Origin of the sequence: Bradyrhizobium erythrophlei (assembly GCF_900129505.1) — a bacterium.
Taxonomy (GTDB): Bacteria; Pseudomonadota; Alphaproteobacteria; order Rhizobiales; family Xanthobacteraceae; genus Bradyrhizobium; species Bradyrhizobium erythrophlei_D.
Window position 1 is genome coordinate 341,258 of the sequence record NZ_LT670818.1, and the last position, 19,089, is coordinate 360,346.

Annotated in this window: 20 protein-coding genes; 10 read left to right on the forward strand and 10 right to left on the reverse strand. The window is 60.3% G+C overall.

Translation table 11 applies throughout. The features are described from left to right. Positions 1–37 precede the first annotated feature (37 nt). The 3 genes from B5525_RS01545 to B5525_RS01555 all read right to left on the reverse strand — a co-directional run bounded on the left by B5525_RS01545 (position 38) and on the right by B5525_RS01555 (position 2,340). Positions 38–550 (reverse strand): GNAT family N-acetyltransferase, encoded by a 513-nt coding sequence (locus B5525_RS01545; RefSeq protein WP_079572784.1) that lies wholly within the window; start codon positions 548–550, stop codon positions 38–40. 98 nt (positions 551–648) lie between these two features. Beyond that, positions 649–1,476: a hypothetical protein gene (locus B5525_RS01550; protein WP_244567797.1), complete on the reverse strand. Its 828-nt coding sequence runs from the start codon at positions 1,474–1,476 to the stop codon at positions 649–651. 378 nt (positions 1,477–1,854) lie between these two features. Then, positions 1,855–2,340, reverse strand: coding sequence for an NUDIX domain-containing protein (locus B5525_RS01555; RefSeq protein WP_079564248.1), 486 nt, complete (start codon positions 2,338–2,340; stop codon positions 1,855–1,857). Positions 2,341–2,488: 148 nt separating this feature from the next. Between B5525_RS01555 and B5525_RS01560 the strand changes: the two genes are divergently transcribed. Next, on the forward strand, positions 2,489–3,379 hold the full coding sequence (locus B5525_RS01560) for a metallophosphoesterase family protein (protein ID WP_079564249.1): 891 nt from the start codon (positions 2,489–2,491) through the stop codon (positions 3,377–3,379). On the opposite strand, the gene B5525_RS01565 is transcribed toward B5525_RS01560, so the two are convergent. The 3 genes from B5525_RS01565 to B5525_RS01575 form a co-directional block, all read right to left on the reverse strand. Continuing rightward, positions 3,376–3,933, reverse strand: a complete 558-nt coding sequence (locus tag B5525_RS01565; RefSeq protein ID WP_079564251.1) for a hypothetical protein — start codon at positions 3,931–3,933, stop codon at positions 3,376–3,378. The genes B5525_RS01560 and B5525_RS01565 overlap by 4 nt on opposite strands. Positions 3,934–4,254: 321 nt before the next feature. Next, entirely contained in the window at positions 4,255–4,461 is a 207-nt protein-coding gene (locus tag B5525_RS01570; protein ID WP_079564252.1) for a DUF4170 domain-containing protein, read from the reverse strand. Positions 4,462–4,534: 73 nt separating this feature from the next. Further along, entirely contained in the window at positions 4,535–6,172 is a 1,638-nt protein-coding gene (locus B5525_RS01575; RefSeq protein WP_079564254.1) for an isocitrate lyase, read from the reverse strand. Between the two features lie 273 nt (positions 6,173–6,445). On the opposite strand from B5525_RS01575, the gene B5525_RS01580 reads away from it, so the two are divergent. Continuing rightward, positions 6,446–7,891: a helix-turn-helix domain-containing protein gene (locus B5525_RS01580; protein ID WP_079572786.1), complete on the forward strand. Its 1,446-nt coding sequence runs from the start codon at positions 6,446–6,448 to the stop codon at positions 7,889–7,891. 804 nt (positions 7,892–8,695) lie between these two features. Further along, a protein-coding gene (locus tag B5525_RS01585) for an IS3 family transposase (protein ID WP_425305252.1) occupies positions 8,696–9,873 on the forward strand; the annotation gives its coding sequence in 2 pieces (ribosomal slippage) (positions 8,696–8,987 and positions 8,987–9,873; 1,179 coding nt in all). A gap of 232 nt (positions 9,874–10,105) precedes the next feature. Here B5525_RS01585 and B5525_RS01590 read toward each other — a convergent pair. Then, positions 10,106–10,921 carry a hypothetical protein gene (locus B5525_RS01590; RefSeq protein WP_079564256.1) on the reverse strand — a complete coding sequence of 272 codons (816 nt, stop codon included), beginning with the start codon at positions 10,919–10,921 and terminating at the stop codon, positions 10,106–10,108. A gap of 318 nt (positions 10,922–11,239) precedes the next feature. Between B5525_RS01590 and B5525_RS47095 the strand changes: the two genes are divergently transcribed. From B5525_RS47095 to B5525_RS01610, 4 genes are all read left to right on the forward strand, one after another. Then, positions 11,240–11,566, forward strand: a complete 327-nt coding sequence (locus B5525_RS47095; RefSeq protein ID WP_276328833.1) for a 2-dehydropantoate 2-reductase N-terminal domain-containing protein — start codon at positions 11,240–11,242, stop codon at positions 11,564–11,566. Continuing rightward, positions 11,532–12,164 (forward strand): ketopantoate reductase family protein, encoded by a 633-nt coding sequence (locus B5525_RS01600; protein WP_276328834.1) that lies wholly within the window; start codon positions 11,532–11,534, stop codon positions 12,162–12,164. The genes B5525_RS47095 and B5525_RS01600 overlap by 35 nt, the downstream gene beginning before the upstream one ends. Positions 12,165–12,483: 319 nt before the next feature. Continuing rightward, on the forward strand, positions 12,484–13,239 hold the full coding sequence (locus tag B5525_RS01605) for an FRG domain-containing protein (RefSeq protein WP_172899800.1): 756 nt from the start codon (positions 12,484–12,486) through the stop codon (positions 13,237–13,239). Between the two features lie 9 nt (positions 13,240–13,248). Then, positions 13,249–13,962 carry a hypothetical protein gene (locus B5525_RS01610; protein ID WP_154073009.1) on the forward strand — a complete coding sequence of 238 codons (714 nt, stop codon included), beginning with the start codon at positions 13,249–13,251 and terminating at the stop codon, positions 13,960–13,962. A gap of 431 nt (positions 13,963–14,393) precedes the next feature. Here B5525_RS01610 and B5525_RS01615 read toward each other — a convergent pair whose 3' ends face one another. Together B5525_RS01615 and B5525_RS01620 are read right to left on the reverse strand one after the other, a co-directional pair. Continuing rightward, entirely contained in the window at positions 14,394–15,347 is a 954-nt protein-coding gene (locus B5525_RS01615) for a hypothetical protein (RefSeq protein WP_154073010.1), read from the reverse strand. Then, on the reverse strand, positions 15,344–15,664 hold the full coding sequence (locus B5525_RS01620; RefSeq protein WP_079564263.1) for a hypothetical protein: 321 nt from the start codon (positions 15,662–15,664) through the stop codon (positions 15,344–15,346). Before B5525_RS01620 ends, B5525_RS01615 begins: the two co-directional genes overlap by 4 nt. Positions 15,665–16,675: 1,011 nt before the next feature. On the opposite strand from B5525_RS01620, the gene B5525_RS01630 reads away from it, so the two are divergent. From B5525_RS01630 to B5525_RS01640, 3 genes are all read left to right on the forward strand, one after another. Then, positions 16,676–16,924, forward strand: a complete 249-nt coding sequence (locus B5525_RS01630) for a hypothetical protein (RefSeq protein WP_079564267.1) — start codon at positions 16,676–16,678, stop codon at positions 16,922–16,924. A 630-nt stretch (positions 16,925–17,554) separates the two neighbouring features. After that, positions 17,555–17,992, forward strand: a complete 438-nt coding sequence (locus B5525_RS01635) for a hypothetical protein (RefSeq protein WP_079564268.1) — start codon at positions 17,555–17,557, stop codon at positions 17,990–17,992. 204 nt (positions 17,993–18,196) lie between these two features. Next, positions 18,197–18,496 carry a copper-binding protein gene (locus tag B5525_RS01640; protein WP_079572788.1) on the forward strand — a complete coding sequence of 100 codons (300 nt, stop codon included), beginning with the start codon at positions 18,197–18,199 and terminating at the stop codon, positions 18,494–18,496. 23 nt (positions 18,497–18,519) lie between these two features. Here B5525_RS01640 and B5525_RS01645 read toward each other — a convergent pair whose 3' ends face one another. Continuing rightward, positions 18,520–19,083 (reverse strand): DinB family protein, encoded by a 564-nt coding sequence (locus B5525_RS01645; protein ID WP_079564270.1) that lies wholly within the window; start codon positions 19,081–19,083, stop codon positions 18,520–18,522. Positions 19,084–19,089 lie beyond the last annotated feature (6 nt).

The following is a 19,089-nucleotide window of genomic DNA, read 5'->3' on the forward strand; positions in this document are numbered from 1 at the left end:
TCGCGTCAAGAAAACGCGTCAAATCAATAGGCACGCGCTATCGCGCCAGGCTCCAGTCCGGGCGGATCGCGCCGGACACGCCGGTAAACGCCCCGTCGACCAGTTCCGCCACCAGCAGGCGGCTGTAGTCCACCGGCCCCGGCATGATCGCCCGTCCCTTCGGGACAGACTTGAAACCGACCCGGCTGTAATAGGCTTCGTCACCGACCAGCAGCACCAGGCGATGGCCCTTTGCCTTGGCGTCTTTCAGCGCCCGATCGAGCAGCACGCGGCCGACGCCGCGATCGCGGAACGGCGGCTCGACCGTCAGCGGCCCCAGCAGCAACGCCTTGGTGTCGCCGACGCAGATCGGCCATTGACGGACCGAGCCGACCAGCAGCGTGCCGATCCAGGCGGTGAACGACAGATCGAGCAAATGATCGACGTGCTCGCGCAGCCGGTAGGCGCTCAGCACGAAGCGGCCGGGCCCGAAGGTGCGTTCGTGCAGCCGTTCGATTGCCTGCGCGTCGTTGGCGGTTTCGGCCAGTATCGTCAGAGAGAGGTCGCTCATGGGCGCGGGATAGCATCTGGCAGAGGCGCGGTCCATCGTCCCGGCGCCGCCTGAACCGACCAGTTTCGATTCTTGTTGATGGCGGGATATTCCGGCAATCAGGCCATTGCCGATTGCCGGGAGGTCGACTTGTCCGCCGCCGCCGGCCTACGGAGGTCAAGCGTTGCAAATAACAGGGTCCAGAGCGAGAGCATGTCGATCGGGACGATGTAGTAGGGCGTGAAGATCGGATAGGTCATGAAGAAAATCACGTTCACTGCGAGATTGGCAGCCACCAGGAGGGCAACCTGCCTCGCGCTCCCCCGACCAACACGCCATAGCCACGCGGTCCATGCTGCGGCAACCGCGAGAAGTGTAAACTGCACGTCCACGAAATATTGCCAAATGACACCCGCATCGAACCCGGGCGGTATGGCGCCGTCGGGACCGTAGGTCGTGGCAAAGGGACTGCCCGCATTGATCGCATTGGCCATCAGCGTCGGAGCCACGCCGATGAGGAATGCGACCCCAAACGAGAGACCCTGCAGGAAGCTCTCTCTGTTTCGCGTCAGCAGGAACGTGCCGGCGAGGTAGACGAAATACCCCGCCGACAGGAACAGGTTCGGCAGCCGGAAATTGACGCAGAGGCCGATCAGCAAGCCAAGCAGCATGGTCAGAACGAACCGATGCCGCGGCGCATCTGTAAAGAGCTTGGCGGTCAACAAGCCTGCGAGTGCACAAACCATCATGGTCGGAGCCACAGAATAGCTCGCCTTGGCCGGGTTGATCATCAGATATATCGCCACGATGCCGAACACCGAGGTCACCGCCAGGGCGGCCGGCTCGCGTGCCCGATAAAGCCCAAGCAGCGCAAAGCCGAAGATCGTGACATTCGCCAGCAGGTAAAGCGGTATGACCTGAAATCCCCTGGGGAACAGCGCCAGCACAAACCCGGTCCCGGCGGATATTGAATGGCGTATTTATTCATCTTCGCCTTCCACGGGTGGCAGGGAGTTTTTGTTGCATCATTCCAATCCGGAAAGTGGATCTCCTTCAGCTTGTCGACGAGATAATGGTCGTCGTCGCGCGCGACATCGGTATTGAGCCCGTCCAGACCGAATTTCTGGAACAAATGCGCCTGCCGCAAATAGCAGATGTCGTCATAGACCCCGCGGCTTTCGTTCCAGCGCGATATGGTCCAGACATTGCTGGCCAGTATCAGGACGAAAACGAAACCAGAGGCAGCCTTCAAATATGGCATCACTCTATCCGGACACGTGGTGCTGACACCGGCTTGTCGCCAAATCCGAAGCGGCCCGCAAGGCCTAACGCCAGGTCGCGATCGGCGCGCGGCCTTCGAGCACCTCAGAGATCCGCAGCCGGGTACCCTGGGTTGTCTCGGCCGGCAACGCGGCAACCTCGAAGAAGCCCGTGGCTGCAATCTCGCGGTTCGGCTCGGGCGGCCGGTCCTGCCGGAACTGCCGGATCAGATAGACCGCGACGTGGTCGCGGCGGGAAACGTGGCGGTTGAGGAAGATTCCATGCAGCGCCGGCTCCCCGAGCAGCTCGATTCGGCCCTCTTCCGCAAGCTCGCGGGTGAGCGCATCGCGGAAGGTTTCGCCGACCTCGACGCCGCCGCCCGGCAAATGCCAGCCCGCGACATAGCTGTGCCTGACGAGAAACACGCGGTTCTGACTGTCCAGCACCACGCCGCGGACCCCGAGCGTCATGCCGCGGGCGAAACGCCAATAGAGATGAAAAAACCACCGCAGCACCGGTTCAAAACGCCTTCGCAGGCCCTGCGGGTTCATTGCCACCGTACCATCAGATATTCGTCCACCGTGTTTGATCCTTGCAACGTCCCGGCCCGCTTGTCATTACATTCAGGGAACGCACAGGATATCACGAGATGATCGCGCCGCGGCCTAGTCTCGCAGCTCCCCCGATCGGGCGGATGTGATGGCGGCATTCACGCTAGCCCATCTGTCGGACCCGCATCTGCCGCCGCTGCCGGAGGCGCGGCTGCGCGATCTCCTTGGCAAGCGCGCGCTCGGCTATCTCAACTGGACGCGCAACCGGCACAGGTACCAGCGGCGTGAGGTGCTGGATGCGCTGGTATCGGACATGCAGACGCAGGCGCCCGATCACATCGCCATCACCGGCGATCTCGTCAACCTCGCGCTCGAAGCCGAATTCGCGCCGTCGCGGGCGTGGCTGGAGAGCGTCGGCGGGCCCGAGAGGGTCACGGTAATCCCCGGCAATCACGATGCCTATGTTCGCGTGACAAAACATCGCTTTGCCGAGGCCTGGGGCAGCTATCTCGACGGCGACGCCGCGCCAGGCAGCGGCGTCACATTTCCGTCGCTGCGCCGGCGCGGCCCGCTGGCGCTGATCAGCGTCTCGTCGGCGGTGCCGACGCCGCCGCTGATGGCGACGGGATGGCTCGGACGCGCTCAACGGCAGGAGCTCGCGCGGATGCTGGCGGGGCTTGCCGGCGAAGACGCGTTTCGGGTGCTGCTGATCCATCATCCCCTGCGTTCGGATTCGCGCGTCAAGCGGTTGACCGATTCGGCCGAGCTGCTGGCGCTGTTGAAGCAGCATGGCGTGGACCTGGTGCTGCACGGGCACGATCATTTGCATTCGACGATCCGGGTCGAGGGACCGAACGGCACCATCCCGGTGGTCGGCGTGCCGTCGGCGTCGGCGGTCGCGCATGGGCGATATCCCGCCGCCGCCTACAACCTGTTCTCGATCGAGCGCGACGGCGCGGCGTGGCGGGTCGGGCTGACCGTGCGCGGGACCGACGATGCGCTGCGCATCCGGCAATTGCGGCAGACGCGGCTGATCTAGATATTCCGCAAGGTTTCGAACAATGCCAGCGCGAACAGCGCCAGCCCGCCGGCGATGAAGCCGAGTACGAAGATCCAGAACCCGCCGCGGCGCGGTTTCGGGGTCACGGCCGGCGCCGGCGCGGGCGTTGCGACCAGGGCGTGCTCGCGCTCGATCATGCGGCGCGCCACGTAATCGGTGACGGCCTCGACGATCTTGATGACCTCGTGCGATTCGGCGATCACGGTGCGGCCAAAGCGGGTGTCCTGCACGAAGCGGTAGATGCGCTTGTCGCGTCCCATCATCACGTGGGCTACGACGTCGATCCACAGCCGCGGCGTATCGCCCTGGCTGATGCCGCGATCGAACAGGTCGATCTCGGCCGGGATTTGCGCGAACAGCGGATCGAGCGCCTCGTTGAGAATCTCCAGCCGCGCCACTTCGGCATCGCGCAGGTCGACCACGACGCCGGTGCGGTCGGCGGCCTCGATCCGCGCCTGCCGGAGCGCGTCGCGTAGCCGGATGGGACGGCTCTCGCTGGCAGCATTGCTTCCGATGTTTGCCGCGTCTGACATACGCCTGACCGCCTTGTCCTGATGGGTCTTGAGCCGGCCTTAACCTATCAGCAACCACAACTTCCGCAAAGGCCGTTTATTCCCAATGGCTTACCGATTCACCTCGCCCCGCTTGCGGGGAGAGGTCGACGCGAAGCGTCGGGTGAGGGGGAGCCTCCGCGAGTCGAGCCGTTGAGAGAGCCCCTCACCCCAACCCTCTCCCCGCAAGAACGGGGAGAGGGAGAAGAGAAGTAAGACGCAGTCGGCCCCATCCGGAGAACCGGATGGGGCCGCTTTTTTTGGACGTTTCCCCGAATGTTTTCATGCCGGCCTTTTGGCCGATCAGGCTGCGCGCGAGGGCTCTTCCACGATGGAGAAGCGGACGCCGGCCTTGTGGCGGTTCTCTTCGGAGACGACGCGCCAGGCATCCTCGGCTTCCTTGCGGGTCTTGAACGGACCCTGCACCTGAGCCGAGCCTTCCACGAGCTTGTGGAAGTTCATCGAGCCGAACTCGCCGCCAATCACCCAGAAATTGCTGCCTTTGGTCATCGTAGTCTCCTGTTGTCCGAGTAGCGTGATCAGCTTGGAATCCGACCAGACTCCAGACTGATCAATTCCTGCGTCAGCCGAACTGGTTCATCGTGTTGTGAGCGCCGCCCGCCTTCAGAGCGGCTTCACCGGCGAAATATTCCTTGTGAACGTCGCCGATATCGGAGCCGGCCATGTTCTGATGCTTGACGCAGGCGATACCCTGACGGATCTCCTGGCGCTGAACATTCTTCACATAGCCCAGCATGCCCTGCTCGCCGAAATACTCCCTCGCGAGATTATCAGTCGACAGAGCTGCCGTGTGATAGGTCGGCAACGTGATCAGATGGTGGAAGATGCCGGCACGCTTTGCTGAATCGGCCTGGAAGGTGCGGATGCGCTCGTCGGCTTCAATGGCCAGCGGCGTATCGTCGTATTCCGGCTTCATCAGGTCGGCTCGATTGTACTTGCTGACATCCTTGCCGGCTTCCTTCATCGCGTCGTACACCTGCCAACGGAAGTTGAGCGTCCAGTTGAACGATGGCGAGTTGTTGTAGGCCAGCTTCGCGTTCGGAATCACCTCGCGAATGCGGTCAACCATCCTGGCGATCTGCTCGATATTCGGCTTCTCGGTCTCGATCCACAGCAGGTCGGCACCGTTCTGCAGCGAGGTGATGCAGTCGAGCACGCAGCGATCTTCGCCAGTGCCGGCACGGAACTGATAGAGGTTGCTGGCAAGCCGCTTCGGACGCATCATCTTGCCATTGCGGTTGATGATGACATCGCCATTCCTGGCGTTGGCGGCTGTCACTTCCTCGCAATCCAGGAAGCTGTTGTACTGATCGCCGAGGTCGCCGGGCTTGTGGCTCACAGCGATCTGCTGCGTGAGGCCGGCACCGAGCGAGTCGGTGCGGGTCACGACGATGCCGTCCTCGACACCTAGTTCGAGGAAAGCATGACGGCAGGCCCGGATCTTCGCCAGGAACACCTCGTGCGGCACGGTCACCTTGCCGTCCTGGTGGCCGCACTGCTTTTCGTCGGAGACCTGATTCTCGATCTGCAGGGCACACGCACCTGCCTCGATCATCTTCTTGGCGAGCAGGTAGGTTGCCTCGGCGTTACCAAAACCAGCGTCGATGTCGGCGATGACGGGCACGACATGGGTCTGGAAGTTGTCGATCTTTTCGATCAGCGCCTTTTCCTTCGCCTTGTCGCCTTCCTTGCGGGCCGCGTCGAGCGCGCGGAAGACATCGTTGAGCTCACGGGAATCCGCCTGACGCAGGAAGGTGTAGAGCTCTTCGATCAGGGCCGGCACCGAGGTCTTCTCGTGCATCGACTGATCAGGAAGCGGTCCGAACTCGGAGCGAAGTGCTGCGATCATCCAGCCGGAGAGATACAGATAGCGGCGATCGGTCGTACCGAAATGCTTCTTGACTGAAATCAGCTTCTGCTGCGCGATGAAGCCATGCCAGCAACCGAGCGACTGGGTGTACTTGGTGGGATCGCCATCATAGGCCGCCATGTCGTTGCGCATCAGCGCCGCGGTGTACCGGGCGACGTCCAGGCCGGTCTTGAAGCGGTTCTGCAGACGCATGCGCGCCACGGCTTCGGCGGTGACGCCGTCCCAGGTCGGCTTCGTCTTGAGGAGCGCCTCGGCAGCTCCAATTTCGCTCAGATAGGCAGCCGGTCCCTGGATAGCCGGGTCACTGATCCCGCGTGGCTGGTAGTTCATGTGTTGATCCTTCGCTCTTATCTCTCGACATTCGTGACAGTGCATTGCGAAACGTGATGGGAGCTAAACGCTAAATCTCCCAATTCGGCTAGGCATCTTGTTTTCTAATGATGATGTCATGTAACATATAAACTTGTCATAGAAGTCATATTGTAATAATTGTCACAACTGACTAGTCATTCCGGGGCGTGCGAAGCACGAACCCGGAATCTCGAGGTTCCGGATCGCCGCTCCGCGGCGTCCGGAACGACCACAATGATCAGCGAGGCTGCCATGGCCACCGATTCCGGAAAGAAGCTGTTCGTGGGGCCCCGATTCCGGCGGATCCGCCAGCAACTGGGCCTGTCGCAGACCCAGATCGCCGAGGGGCTCGGCATTTCGCCCTCCTATATCAACCTGATCGAGCGCAACCAGCGGCCGGTGACGGCGCAGATCCTGCTGCGGCTGGCGGAAACCTATGACCTCGATTTGCGCGACCTCGCCACCGCCGACGAGGACCGCTTCTTCGCCGAACTCAACGAGATTTTCTCCGATCCCCTGTTCCGGCAGATCGACCTGCCGAAACAGGAACTGCGCGACCTCGCCGAGCTCTGCCCCGGCGTGACGCACTCGCTGCAGAGATTGTACGCCGCCTATACCGAGGCCCGCCGCGGCGAGACCATGGCGGCCGCGCAATTCGCCGACCGCGAGGAAGGCGCGCGCTTCGAGGCCAACCCGATCGAGCGCGTGCGCGATCTGATCGAGGCCAACCGCAATTATTTCCCCGAGCTCGAACAGGCCGCCGAAAGCCTGCGCGACGAATTGAACGCGCCGGCCGAAGGGCTGTATGCCGCGCTCGCCACGCGGCTGCGCGAAAAACATTCCATCGTCACCCGCATCATGCCGGTCGATGTAATGCGCGAGACGCTGCGCCGCTTCGATCGCCATCGCCGGCAACTTTTAATCTCGGAACTGGTGGACGGCCCCGGCCGGGCGTTCCAGCTCGCCTTCCAGATTGGCCTGGCCGAATGCGGCAGCAGCTTCGAGACCATCATCAACCGCGCCGGCCCGCTCGACGACACCCCGAGGCGGCTCTACCGGATTACGCTCGCCAATTATTTCGCCGCCGCCGCGATGATGTCCTACCAGCAGTTCCACACGGCGGCGGAAAGCCTGAGCTACGATGTCCATGTGCTGGCGCAACGTTTCAATGCCGGCTTCGAGCAGGTCTGCCACCGCCTCACCACGCTGCAGCGGCCGAACGCGCGCGGCGTGCCGTTCTTCCTGCTGCGCGTCGACAATGCCGGCAATGTTTCAAAACGGTTTTCCTCCGGCACGTTTCCGTTTTCGAAATTCGGCGGCACCTGTCCGCTGTGGAACGTGCATTCGACCTTCGACACGCCGGACCGGCTGCTCAAGCAGGTGATCGAACTGCCCGACGGCGTCAGGTTTTTTTCCATCGCGCAGATGGTGCGCCGCCCGGTGGCGCCGCACCCGCAGCCGCAGCCGCGGTTTGCCATCGGGCTCGGTTGCGAAATCCGCCATGCCTCGCGCCTGATCTATGCGTCCGGAATGGATCTGGAGAAAGCCGAGGGCACCCCGATCGGCGTCAACTGCCGGCTCTGCGAACGCGAGAACTGCAGCCAGCGCGCCGAACCGCCGATCACGCGCACGCTGATCCTGGACGAGAACACAAGAAGGGTGAGCTCGTTTTCGTTTTCCAATGCAAGGGAGTTGTGAGCGCGGCGGCGGTCGCAGAGTAGGCGGTTGTGAGGATGCATCATCATCAATGGTCGTCGTACCCCGCGCATGCGGGGTATCCAGTACGCCGCGGCCTCTCGATTCCATCATCGGCGTCTCTGGAATACTGCATCGCCCGCCGGAGCCTGTCGTCCGGCCGGCCAAGGGCCAGACCGGATAGCGGGCGATGACAGCTGAAAGTGTGGCGCGCTCTTCCCGCGGCCTCCAGACGTGCGTTTAACTCTCGCGGCGCGGTGCGCCCGAGGTTTGCATTTGTCTCTCGCCCCAAAGAGGGCGTGGGGAATGCCGGGTGCCAGCGCACCCGCAGCCGCGCGTGTAGTGTAGTAAGCACGCGCGTTAGTCACCACGGTCGCGCCGAGACACCCGGCATTCCCGCACGCAATGGTTTTAACGGCTTCCTTCGTACTCTCCCCGGTGATCGGGCTTTTTTGTCACCGTCACTTCACGGATAACTCCGCAAAGCTTGACGCCGGCGTCGAGGCGTCAGGACCACACGACTTCTCCGTCCGCAAGAAAAGCGCTTTCGTCAGAAGCGCTCCTCGCGTCCACCGCATCCCGTCCCAACGTTCGTGACGATGGCCAACGCCCCTCTCTGAAGGACAGGACGGCGGGAGTTATAAAGGTGATTTGGGTGTTCTGAAAATCAGAATATTTTTGCAAAAGGGGCTGGACAGAGGCTGTCGAAAAACACGAAGTGATTTGCCCGTCGGGCCGCGTCTCTCTCTGAACCTCCTCCGAATTGATGGACACCTGTAGTAGGCTCGTGGAGCTAGGAGGTGTCGGATGGAAGCACGTCAACGCCGGTCGTTTACGGACGACTACAAGCGGCAAGCGGTCGATCTGGTGGCGTCGAGCGGCCGCTCGATCGGATCGGTGGCCAAGGAGCTTGGCCTGCGCGATTCCGTACTCCGGCGCTGGGTGGAGCAGCGTGGGGCCGGGCTGGAGCCGACGGCGGCGGCGCGGCGCCCCACAACGCAGGCGACGCTGCCGTCGGCGGACCACGCGGCGGAGATCGCTCGTTTGCAGCGAGAGAACGAGCGGCTGCGCATGGAGCGCGACATTTTAAAAAAGTCGATCGCGATCTTTGCTGGGACGCGGACATGAGATTCCGCTTCATCGAAGATCGCCGCGCTGACTACCCGGTGACGATCCTGTGCGAGGTACTCGGAGTCTCGCCGGCCGGTTATTATGCCTGGCGCGCGCGCCCGGAGAGCCGGCGATCCATAGCCAATCGTGCGCTCATCGACGACATCGAACGGGTCCACCGCGAGGCGTGCGGACGCTATGGCAGCCCGCGCATCCATGCCGAGCTGAGGGCCCAGGGCCGCGGGGCGAGCCGCGGTCGCATCGAGCGACTGATGCGCCGTCACGGGATCAGGGCCATCATGGCGCGGCCACGGCGGGTGGGCACCACCGACGGCCGTCACGACTTCCCGATCGCCCCGAACCTGCTCGAGCGGAACTTCAGCGCCGCCGCGCTGAACCAGATCTGGCTCGCCGACATCACTTATGTCGAGACTGTTCAGGGCTGGCTCTATCTGGCCACCGTCATGGACCTGTACAGCCGCAAGATCGTCGGCTGGGCGATGGCGGATCATTTGCGCGCCGACCTGCCATTGGCGGCTTTGCGGATGGCAATCTCAGCGCAGCGGCCTAGTGCCGGCCTGATCCACCATTCCGATCGGGGCGTTCAATATGCCTCGGCGGAGTATCGCAAAATGGTGCAGTCCGCCGGCTTCAAGGCTTCGATGAGCCGTAAAGGCGACTGCTATGACAACGCCCCGATGGAGAGCTTCTTTCACACCCTCAAGACCGAGCTCGTCCATCACCGGCAGTATGCAACACGGGAGCAAGCCAGACGTGATATCTTCGCTTACATTGAAGGCTTCTACAATCGAACGCGGCGTCACTCGGCCATCGGATATATCAGCCCGATCGAGATGGAGCTAAAAGCAGCTTAACCTTGTCCATTTTTTCGGGGGAAGATCACTCACCGCTCTTCGCGGCGTCGAGACGAGCGAAGCTCGCTCTGAGAGGGTTGGGGTGAGGGGCTGCCTCCACAAGCTCGACTCGCTGAGAGTCCCCCTCACCCGCCCGGCTTCGCTGCGCTTCGCCGGGCGACCTCTCCCCGCATCCGCCTTCGCCCGAAGGCGGGCTTCGGCGGACAAGAGCGGGGCGAGGTCCAGATCCGCGTCACTTGCCGGTGACGAACTGCAGCCAGGCGGCCTGCTGCGCCTTGTCGAGAGTCTTTCTTTCTTCGGCGAGTTCGCCGACGCGCTTGGCGGCGACGGCGGTTGCATGGTTCGCGATGTTGTAGCGGTCCACGGTGCGCTGAAACTGGAACACGAACTGGCCGTCGACGACCTTGTAGGCGCCGGCCTCCCCGGCTATGACGGCGACCAGGCTTTCGTAGGCGCGATAAAACTCGGCGCGCGCCGCCATCATGTTCGAGAACAAGGCGCTCCTCTCCGCATGCCGCTTGTCGACGATATCCAGAAGCCTGGTCAGCGTCTCTTCCCCCGCGTGCAGGGAGAGCGCGTATTTCTCGATCGCGTCGCGTTCGGTCTTGAGCAGCGCCGTGTAGCGCGGCATGAAGGCTGATGCATTGGCTTCCGCCGTTTTCAAATCGCGGCGAAGCGTCTCGAGATCGGGTCTGTTCAACGCGGCGAGATTGATGCCGGCTGGAATCGGCGGCTGCTCGACTTCACCGGATAATTTGTCGGCCGCCGCATTGGTGTCAGTCGCTGCCCTGCCGGCCATCGCCACCAGCTGCAGGAATTTGTCGGAGGGATGCTGCCGCAGCGCCGCGTCGATTTGGGCGGGCTCGGTGATGCCCTGCAAGGCGACCTGGCTTTCGCGGGCGGCGTTGCGTTCCAAAAGCCGGCCGAGATCGGCGAGGTACCAGGCCCCGAAGGAAAGCGCGACAAAGACCACGAACAAGCACAGGAAGGCTATTCGAACGCGCCATCGTGCTTTCGGATCCGAAGGCACTGGCATCAGCACCAGCATTGCGATACGCCCCTAAGCGGAATGGGCCGGGAGCGAGTATAGATTGGTTCGCTCGGGCGGGAACGGGAAAAATTTGTCGGGAAACGGGTCGCGCGAACGCGCGCCCGATGACAGGCTCCGCGAAGCAATCCATAGTGCGGCGAACCGTGAAAATGGTTGCTTCGTCGCTTCGCTCCCTTGCGCAAACGCTTCGCGTTTGTCGCAGGCAATGACGGCGGGAATCACCCTTTCCTCGGCTTTGACGCTGGAACACCGGGACCAAAATTGCCATGCTGGCTCACGGTCCAGCCCAAAGGCGTTCATCCAGGGAGAAACTTCATGCGTATCGCGGTTATCGGCGCCGGCGGGGTCGGGGGTGGATTTGGCGCGGCGCTGGCGAAGGCGGGCGCCGATGTCACCTTCGTCGCGCGCGGCGCGCATCTCGCCGCCATGAAGGGCGTCGGCCTGAAGGTCACCGGCCCGCTCGGCGACACCCATCTGGTGCCGACGCAGGCGACCGACGATCCCGCAACGATCGGCAAGGTCGATATCGTGCTGTTCTGCGTCAAGCTGTGGGATGTCGAAAGCGCGGGCGAAGCGATCAAGCCGCTGATCGGCCCCCGGCACCGCGGTGATCCCGCTGCAGAACGGCATCGATGCCCATGAGCGGCTGATCCCGATCCTCGGGAAAAGTGCTGTCATGTGCGGCGTGGCGCAGATCTCGGCCTCGATCACGGCACCGGGCGTGATCACGCAGGTCGGTACCTTCATGCGCATGATCTTCGGCGAGCTCGACGGCAAGCGCAGCCAGCGCGCCGAGGATTTTCTGGCGCTGTGCCACAGGGGCGGCTTCCAGGCCACGTTAAGCGAAGCGATCATCACCGAGCTCTGGATGAAGTTCATCCTGCTCGCCACCAATGCCGGCATGACAGCGCTGGCGCGCCAGCCGATGGGCGCGTTGCGCGACGATCCCGATATCCGCCCCTACTTCGTTTCGGCCTGCCAGGAAACCACCAATGTCGGCCGTGCCAAAGGCATCGCGCTGCCGGCCGATGCACTCGAGAAAGTTCTCGAACTGGTCGGGCACATGCCGCCCGACATGAAGGCCTCGATGGCGCTCGACCTCGACCGCGGCAACCGGCTGGAGCTGCCCTGGCTGAGCGGCAAGGTCGCCGAACTCGGCCGCCAGCTCGGCGTGCCGACGCCGACGCACAGCATGATCTACGCGATGCTGAAGCCGTATGCGATGGGGAGGAAGGGGTGAGCGGGGGTGAATATACGGATAGAAGAAGCGAACGTTAGATCAATTTGTAACAGGCAGGCTCGCCCTTGAGTAGTGACGTTCTGGAATCACCGCGATTCCGTTTTGCATAGCTTGGGTCGTCGTCCTTACACCTCTAAGATAGGTCCCGCGCATCGCGAGCGTGAGTGATCTGAGGAGCACCCCATGAGGGCATCATTGCAGGAATTTATCCCGCAGACGCTAACAGGACGTGACAATGCGTAAAGGCGCTCATCCTACTGACAGGCCTCAGCGGACCTCAGTCGTGCGCGTGTCTGATTGGGAGGAGTTCGAGAGAGTAGTGAAAACACTTGAAGACCTAACCAGAAAAGTTTGGGATGAAGTGTGGTTTCGGGGGCAGGCAAACGCGGAATGGCCACTTCACACAACGCTTGAGCGTCGGTCGCCGAATATCCGCTCTGTGAGCAAATATCTGAACTTGATCGGCGAGATTAAGCCGGCCATCGAAATTTTTACCGGCGCGGTATTCAGCATGCCGAAGCCGAACGAAATCGTGGAGATGTGCTATGAGTATGACCGCTTCGAATTTCAATTGAGAAGCTGCGCTGTCTATTTGGCGCACTTACGCCATTGCGGCTTCCCTTCTCCGATGTTGGACTGGTCGCACTCCCCGTACGTAGCAGCGTACTTTGCTTTCGCACACGCCAAGCACGACGGCGACGTCGCCATTTACGCGTATCGGGAGCGGCCGGTAAATTTCAAGATCGGCGACAGCGACTTGCCTCAGATCATAACGTTCGGTCCCAACGTAAGGACGCATAAACGGCATTTCAGGCAGCAATCGCGGTACACCGCATGCGCAAGGTACGTAGACGGCGCGTGGTTATTCGAGTCGCACGAAAGCGTATTCGGGCTAAGCAACAACTTGGACCAGGATCGCCTTTGGAAGGTAATCATTCCTGCGAAAGAACGAATGAAGGTGTTGAGCGACTTGGATAAATTCAATCTCAACGACTTCACGCTGTTCGATAGCGAAGAGTCGTTGCTCGAAATGCTGGCCATGCGCGTGATCGATATGCGAGAGGGACGACCATAAGTAGCAACCATGCGCTCCGTAAAACGCCCGTTAAATTGGCTTTTGCTCTGCATTGCTCTGGCTAGCGTTGCCGCAATCTTGTTGGGCCAAGAGAACCCATTCGTAAGAGAATCGGTTTGTATGCGCGTGCCGTGCCCGGCATTGGCGCACTCGCACGCATGGGAAAAGATTGCGTACGATCTAGGCATCGGAAGCATCGTCAGCCTCTTCTTTTATTGGCTGGTCGTGCGGCTCCCAGAAAATGCAAAGCGCCGACGCATTAGAAAAAGCTTCGCGGAGCATTTCCGAGAGTTTAAAGAAGACGCAATCGCGACCATGTTGATGGTGACCGATGACACTTTCGAGTGGGGCTTTCACCGGGAGTTGGTCAATCAAAAGAAATTTCGAGACTACTTCAAACAGGAGGTTGCGCCGGGCGAAGACCGGTGGGACTCCTTCCACAACAAGATGACGGATTATTATCTCGACGAACTCCTCACCCATTTAGAGATATTGCGTGGCGAAATTCTGTTTGCGATGTCAGCTCTCGAAATCGACGATAAGAGGGTTCTCGAGTTTTTGAAGCGGCTTTCGGCAACGATCATAAGAATGCGGAAGACGACGGGTGACTATGACTCAATGAAAAGCTTCGGAAATTTCATGTGGGAAGTGTTCGCCGGTTGGAGCATGGTGACCGGCTATCAAAAGCGGGATTTTTTCGAGGATATGATCCAGGCGATCTAGGCAGATTGTGCGATGTAATTAATTTAATTGAGAGGGACAGTCGGGGAGGTTGAGTGGTGAAATCTGGGGAGACGAAGAGCATCGGCCTTGTTGTCATTACAGGGTTGATCGTGTCATTTGTCCGGCAGGGGATTCAGCATCACTGGCACGGCTTCGCCTCATGGGAGAGTTTCTTCACTTCGCGGTTCATTCATACTGTCGCGGTGAGTGTCTTTAGCGCGTAGGATGGGTGGAGCGAAGCGATACCCATCAATTTCGTTTCGATCTGATGGGTTTCGCGAAGGGCTCAACCCATCCTACGCGCTATGCGTTCACGCAGTTAGTCTGCCGTCCGATGACGGCCGTATCCTGAGAGGGTTAAGCGGACTTCCCGAGAGCCTTTGACAACTCCCGCATTTGCCCCAAGCGATAATCGCAATGCTTGACTAGAATCACCAACTGAAAGGTCGGAAATAGTCCAGGTCGACTGTGCCTAACTTCAACGTGGTCCCGTCGGTAAGTCGGAGCGTGGCGTCGAACTTAAACGAAGCAGATCGGTTGGACCGAAATCGAACCGCGAACCGATCGGGCGAGTTCGGGGCCACAAACTGGCTTATTGGCAACGTCTCCGTATAGTTCGTTTTACCCGCTTCGAGAAAGAGATTGTAGGAGGCGGTTGAGTCAAAAACACCGGCAACCTGGCCACCATCAAGTTTTGTCAAAGCCGCGAATGGTCTACGCTTTGGCAGACCGTGGGTCGTGTATTCCAAATATCCGAGCACGCATCCGAATTGGTCATGCGCAGTCGGCGGCTTCGACAAATCAAGTCTGAAACTTTTTGGTATGTCTCCACTCGTCAGCTCTACCGTCCAACCTTCGTGCCCGCTTACGAGAGTGTGCTTTTGCGGAATAGCAGTTTTTGTCGGTTTTGGAATTGGGCTGTCACCATCACAAGCCTCTGGAGGCAGAACGGAGTAGGAAGCCTTAATAGCATCTAACTCTGCCCACCCAATATTTCCAAACTGTAACCTGCGATATCCGTAGTCTTGGATGTACGGGATATCCACGTCAACTAATTTGCTTTCACTGACATGAAAGTCGACAGATGTAGCGAATTTTGACATCGCGGTTGTGTTGTTGAGCTTAATATCAAACTCGACGGTATATCCCTCTTCCATATAGACAACATTCATTTGCTTCATCGTCTGACCGCTATCAATGGCCTGAAGATAAGGAATCACGTACGAAACCTTCAGCACCTCACCAAGCTGTTCGCTGCTGTACTTGGCTTGATAGAATTCAATTAGCTTGGCCATGTAGGTGGCCAAATCTGACTTTTGAGCGAAGGCGAATTTTGCCGCTAGGATTAAAGCCAGACAAGCAATGGAGGCCATTGCTCGTTTCATTTTTGATTCCCGAGCGTGATCACTCCACTAAGCGCGCCGCTTGGAGGAGTTACCACCAAGGAAGCCGGATTGTAAAAGAATACAATTGCGAAGACTGCAAAAGCTCCGCCAGCCTTAACAACCTTCGGGATTTCAACGGTGATAAATCCCGTCAATAGCGTTGCGACAGATGCTGTTGCTAGCGCGAGGATGATCCGCATTACGAGGTACTGCATAGCTGTCGGGTTCGGAAACACGAAAACCAAAATCAATATTACGGTGACAAAAAGAACTCCAAATCCAAAAATCGCGAAAACTTTGACCAAGCTATCTGACATTGTCGTTCTCTCAAATGGCAACCTGAAGAGACTAATCGCGATAGCCGCAACGTTCAAGGTGTGAATCGGTTCTCGCTGGTCGATGTCAGGTCGTACGTCGCTCGGCGTGTGCCTCTAAGGCCAGCGCTACCGTCGCCAGCAGAAAGTCATCCGACACACGATAGTCCAACACCATAGTTTGAGGTACGGCGTGGGCTTGAAACAGGGTGTGCCCAAGTTCAACCAATGCAGCTCGTATGGCGGATTAGCGAAGCGTAATCCGCCATTCAGCGGGTGAACAAGAGGTGGGTTACGCTTCGCTAACCCACCCTACGCGCTTGACTCACCCCGGATCCGACTCCGAACCCGCCGCCTGCCCCCGGACATGTACCCATTTTTCGAACGCGACGCTAATCCGGTTCTGATACCGCCAGACCAGCCGGCATCGCGCGATCGTTCGAAATTTGTCGAACGTTACGTAAAAATCGATGGGTAGAGGCCCCAGGCCATCGCAATGGATTCGGGCGCTGGTTTGCGTCACGTCATAAGCCGTACATGTGTGCAGTTCCCGCCCCCCGCGGAAGAACAGCAGCCCGTCCATCGATCGTTTGATCATTGGAGTTTGATCCCCAGTACATTGCCGCGCTGGCTTTGGCACTTCGAGGAACTACATCGCCGATCCCGTGGCGGCGAAGATATCGCGGCGGATGCCGGTGACAATCGCGAACCCGATTTACGATTAACATGGCGGGCCTGTCGCCGAACCGCGGCGCTTTCGGCCGCTCCCGGTATTGCAACGCAATGGACTGGCATCGGTTTTCGCCCTTGCTCAAAACCGGTGGCTGGGATCAAATTCGATGGCTGGAGCATGATCACCGAGCAAACGCTCCGCGTTTGTCGAGGGAAAAGCGGGAACCCCGACAAGCGCGAAGCGTTTGTGCGGGGATCATGCTCAAACAACGAGATGAAATCATGGCCCGGTTCAACCCGATCGGATGATGATTTCAGCGTCCATTCAAAAAGGAGAGAACCATGCTCAGGAAAATCATGCTGGCAGCGCTGGTCGTGACATTCGCCGGCGGCGCCGCCTTCGCGCAGGAGACCTGCGACACCAAGGCGGTCGGCAAGGACGGCAAGCCGCTCGCCGGCGCGGCAAAAACCTCGTTCATGAAGAAATGCATGGCCGACACCTGCGCCACCAAGGCGGTAAGCGCGGACGGCAAGCCGCTTTCGGGCGCCGCGAAGACCAGCTTCATGAAGAAGTGCGAGATGGGGACGTAAGCGGCACCCGGAATGATGAATTTTAGTTAGATCATTCATTCGCGGATTCCGCTCGCCTCTCCCAGAGGTGAGCGGAACGCGCACGGACGGGTTCAATCAGAATTCATCAAGCGCCAGCCACCGCGAAACGTAATCCATCTCCTTGTCGCTGAGCGGCGGATTAGGCTTTGCTAATCCGCGCCACGGACTTTCGGCACCGCGTCCGGCTTCACCGTCACCCACGAACAGCTCGTAGCTCGTAGGGCGGATTAGCGATAGCGTAATCCGCCATTCAGGCATGAAAAGGAGGTGGGTTACGCTTCGCTAACCCACCCTACGCACTTCGGCGCCTCACCCGATTTTCGGCGGACGCCGACAGCGGCGGGCCAACAATGGCGAATATGGCAAATCGTTTCATAATAATCCCCCCAGATCCCTTGGTCGGATTGGACGCCGATTTTGTTCAAGGAAATCGGTGGTTTGCCGGGTTTTGTCGGGATCGAAGGGCGGATCGGGCTGCCCCTCGCGCGCGCCGCGCGGGCTGTTATTGTTACGCCTTAACCAATTGTTAATTATGCATTTGCGGGCCCGAAAGGCCGGGCCTAGCGTTGCTAGCAGTGGGGCTCAGTAACCAACACATTGGTGCGTGCCATGACGAGTAAAATGTATGGGGCGCTGGTCGCGTCTCTCAGTGCAGTAGCGCTCATGCTGGCCGCGAACGAGACGTTCGCCAGGTCGGGAGGAACGCAGCGTGGAGCGTTCGCTTCGCCGCATGGGAATTTCCATTCGCCGGCAAGCCGTTCATTCCGCCATCACAGGCGAAACGACGGCGCGATCTTCTGGCCGGGTGTGGACGGATACGATTACGGGCCAACGGGTGATGAACCCCTGGTAAATGCCGTGCCGCCATCCGGCGATACGCAGCGTTACACCTACACCTATGACGTTCCCTGGGATTGGGCGCATCGCTTTCCGCCGATGGTCGCGCGTTCCGACCGGCCCTATGTGCCGAGCTGCCCCGAGGAGAGCGTCACGGTTCCCGGGCGCGACGGCAAAGACCGAACCGTCAACATCATGCGGTGCTATTAGCGCCTTTTCCGTTTCGATTGCGTCGAACCGGGGCTGCGAATTCCTGATTTGAGGCGTTTGCTTGTCGCGAACCGGCCGCCACGCCGCCTCAAATGCGGGGCAGTCTTTGGCTTGCAAACGCTCTGGCGGGCACCCGCGATGGTGGGCGGGAACAAATCAGGTTGGCGCGGTTTGACCCGGACGCGCCATCTCTCGGAGGCTTCCATGAAAATCGCGAAGATCGTGTTGGCGAGTTGCGCGGCGCTCACGCTGATTGGTTCGGCGGGTTGGGCCCAGCAGGCGACGACGGGAACCGGAACGATCACGGTCATCGACCGGCTCAGCGGGACGATCACCATTCGACCGGCCCAGAACGGCACGGTCGGCGCCAATGCCGCTGGTGCCGCCACCGAGTTCAAGGTCAAGGGCGTCTCGCTCGACGATGTCCACGCCGGCGAGATGGTCAAATATTCCGCCACCGAGACCGACGGCACCAAGACCATCACCAAGCTCGAGAAACAATAGGCCGGCAAAGCGCGCGGGGCGCGTCACTTCCCCCACACGGTTGCCTCGGTCCAGCCAAGCTCGTCGAACTCGCTTCCTCGCAGCGGCGCTTCTTCGGCCGCAAAGAACTCGTCGAGTTGCGGCGGCTTGACTGAGGTCGCGGAGAGCATGGCGTGGGCCTGGCCGCGATGGTGGATCTGGTGCTGGAACAGATGCATCAGCAGGCGGTCGCGCCGTTCGGTCTGCACCCGCGTCTCGCGATGGACCCGCACGATGCCGTCGAGCAGTTCGGGCGTCAGCGCATCGCAGAGCGCGATCAGGCGCCGGTCGATAGCGGCCTGCGCGGGCTTGAGTTCGGCCAGCGATGGGCAGGGGATTTCGTTAGCCCAGGATTTCGGCCCGAGCGATCCGCCCTCCAGCGCGTCGACGTAGAACAGGTCGACGAAATAGATGTGGTTCAACGTCCTCTGCAGGCTGGGGAAGAAGCCGGTCCGCGCGGCTTCGAATTCCTGCTGGCTCAGCTCGGCGCAAGCCGTGAGCAGGCGGTGGTTCGCCCAGGCGTTATTGTGGGCGAAGGCGCGAAACGTCTGAACAAGACCGGCTTGCATGTCCGT

Bases quoted from the DNA above. Each gene is read 5' to 3' on its own strand.
- B5525_RS01590 (WP_079564256.1), bottom strand. From the start codon at position 10,921: ATGCTGGTGCTGATGCCAGTGCCTTCGGATCCGAAAGCACGATGGCGC.
- B5525_RS01645 (WP_079564270.1), bottom strand. From the start codon at position 19,083: ATGCAAGCCGGTCTTGTTCAGACGTTTCGCGCCTTCGCCCACAATAAC.
- B5525_RS01570 (WP_079564252.1), bottom strand. From the start codon at position 4,461: ATGACCAAAGGCAGCAATTTCTGGGTGATTGGCGGCGAGTTCGGCTCG.
- B5525_RS47095 (WP_276328833.1), top strand. From the start codon at position 11,240: ATGCGTATCGCGGTTATCGGCGCCGGCGGGGTCGGGGGTGGATTTGGC.
- B5525_RS01640 (WP_079572788.1), top strand. From the start codon at position 18,197: ATGAAAATCGCGAAGATCGTGTTGGCGAGTTGCGCGGCGCTCACGCTG.
- B5525_RS01630 (WP_079564267.1), top strand. From the start codon at position 16,676: ATGCTCAGGAAAATCATGCTGGCAGCGCTGGTCGTGACATTCGCCGGC.
- B5525_RS01575 (WP_079564254.1), bottom strand. From the start codon at position 6,172: ATGAACTACCAGCCACGCGGGATCAGTGACCCGGCTATCCAGGGACCG.
- B5525_RS01555 (WP_079564248.1), bottom strand. From the start codon at position 2,340: ATGAACCCGCAGGGCCTGCGAAGGCGTTTTGAACCGGTGCTGCGGTGG.
- B5525_RS01620 (WP_079564263.1), bottom strand. From the start codon at position 15,664: ATGTCAGATAGCTTGGTCAAAGTTTTCGCGATTTTTGGATTTGGAGTT.
- B5525_RS01610 (WP_154073009.1), top strand. From the start codon at position 13,249: ATGCGCTCCGTAAAACGCCCGTTAAATTGGCTTTTGCTCTGCATTGCT.
- B5525_RS01615 (WP_154073010.1), bottom strand. From the start codon at position 15,347: ATGAAACGAGCAATGGCCTCCATTGCTTGTCTGGCTTTAATCCTAGCG.
- B5525_RS01560 (WP_079564249.1), top strand. From the start codon at position 2,489: ATGGCGGCATTCACGCTAGCCCATCTGTCGGACCCGCATCTGCCGCCG.
- B5525_RS01565 (WP_079564251.1), bottom strand. From the start codon at position 3,933: ATGTCAGACGCGGCAAACATCGGAAGCAATGCTGCCAGCGAGAGCCGT.
- B5525_RS01635 (WP_079564268.1), top strand. From the start codon at position 17,555: ATGACGAGTAAAATGTATGGGGCGCTGGTCGCGTCTCTCAGTGCAGTA.
- B5525_RS01580 (WP_079572786.1), top strand. From the start codon at position 6,446: ATGGCCACCGATTCCGGAAAGAAGCTGTTCGTGGGGCCCCGATTCCGG.
- B5525_RS01545 (WP_079572784.1), bottom strand. From the start codon at position 550: ATGAGCGACCTCTCTCTGACGATACTGGCCGAAACCGCCAACGACGCG.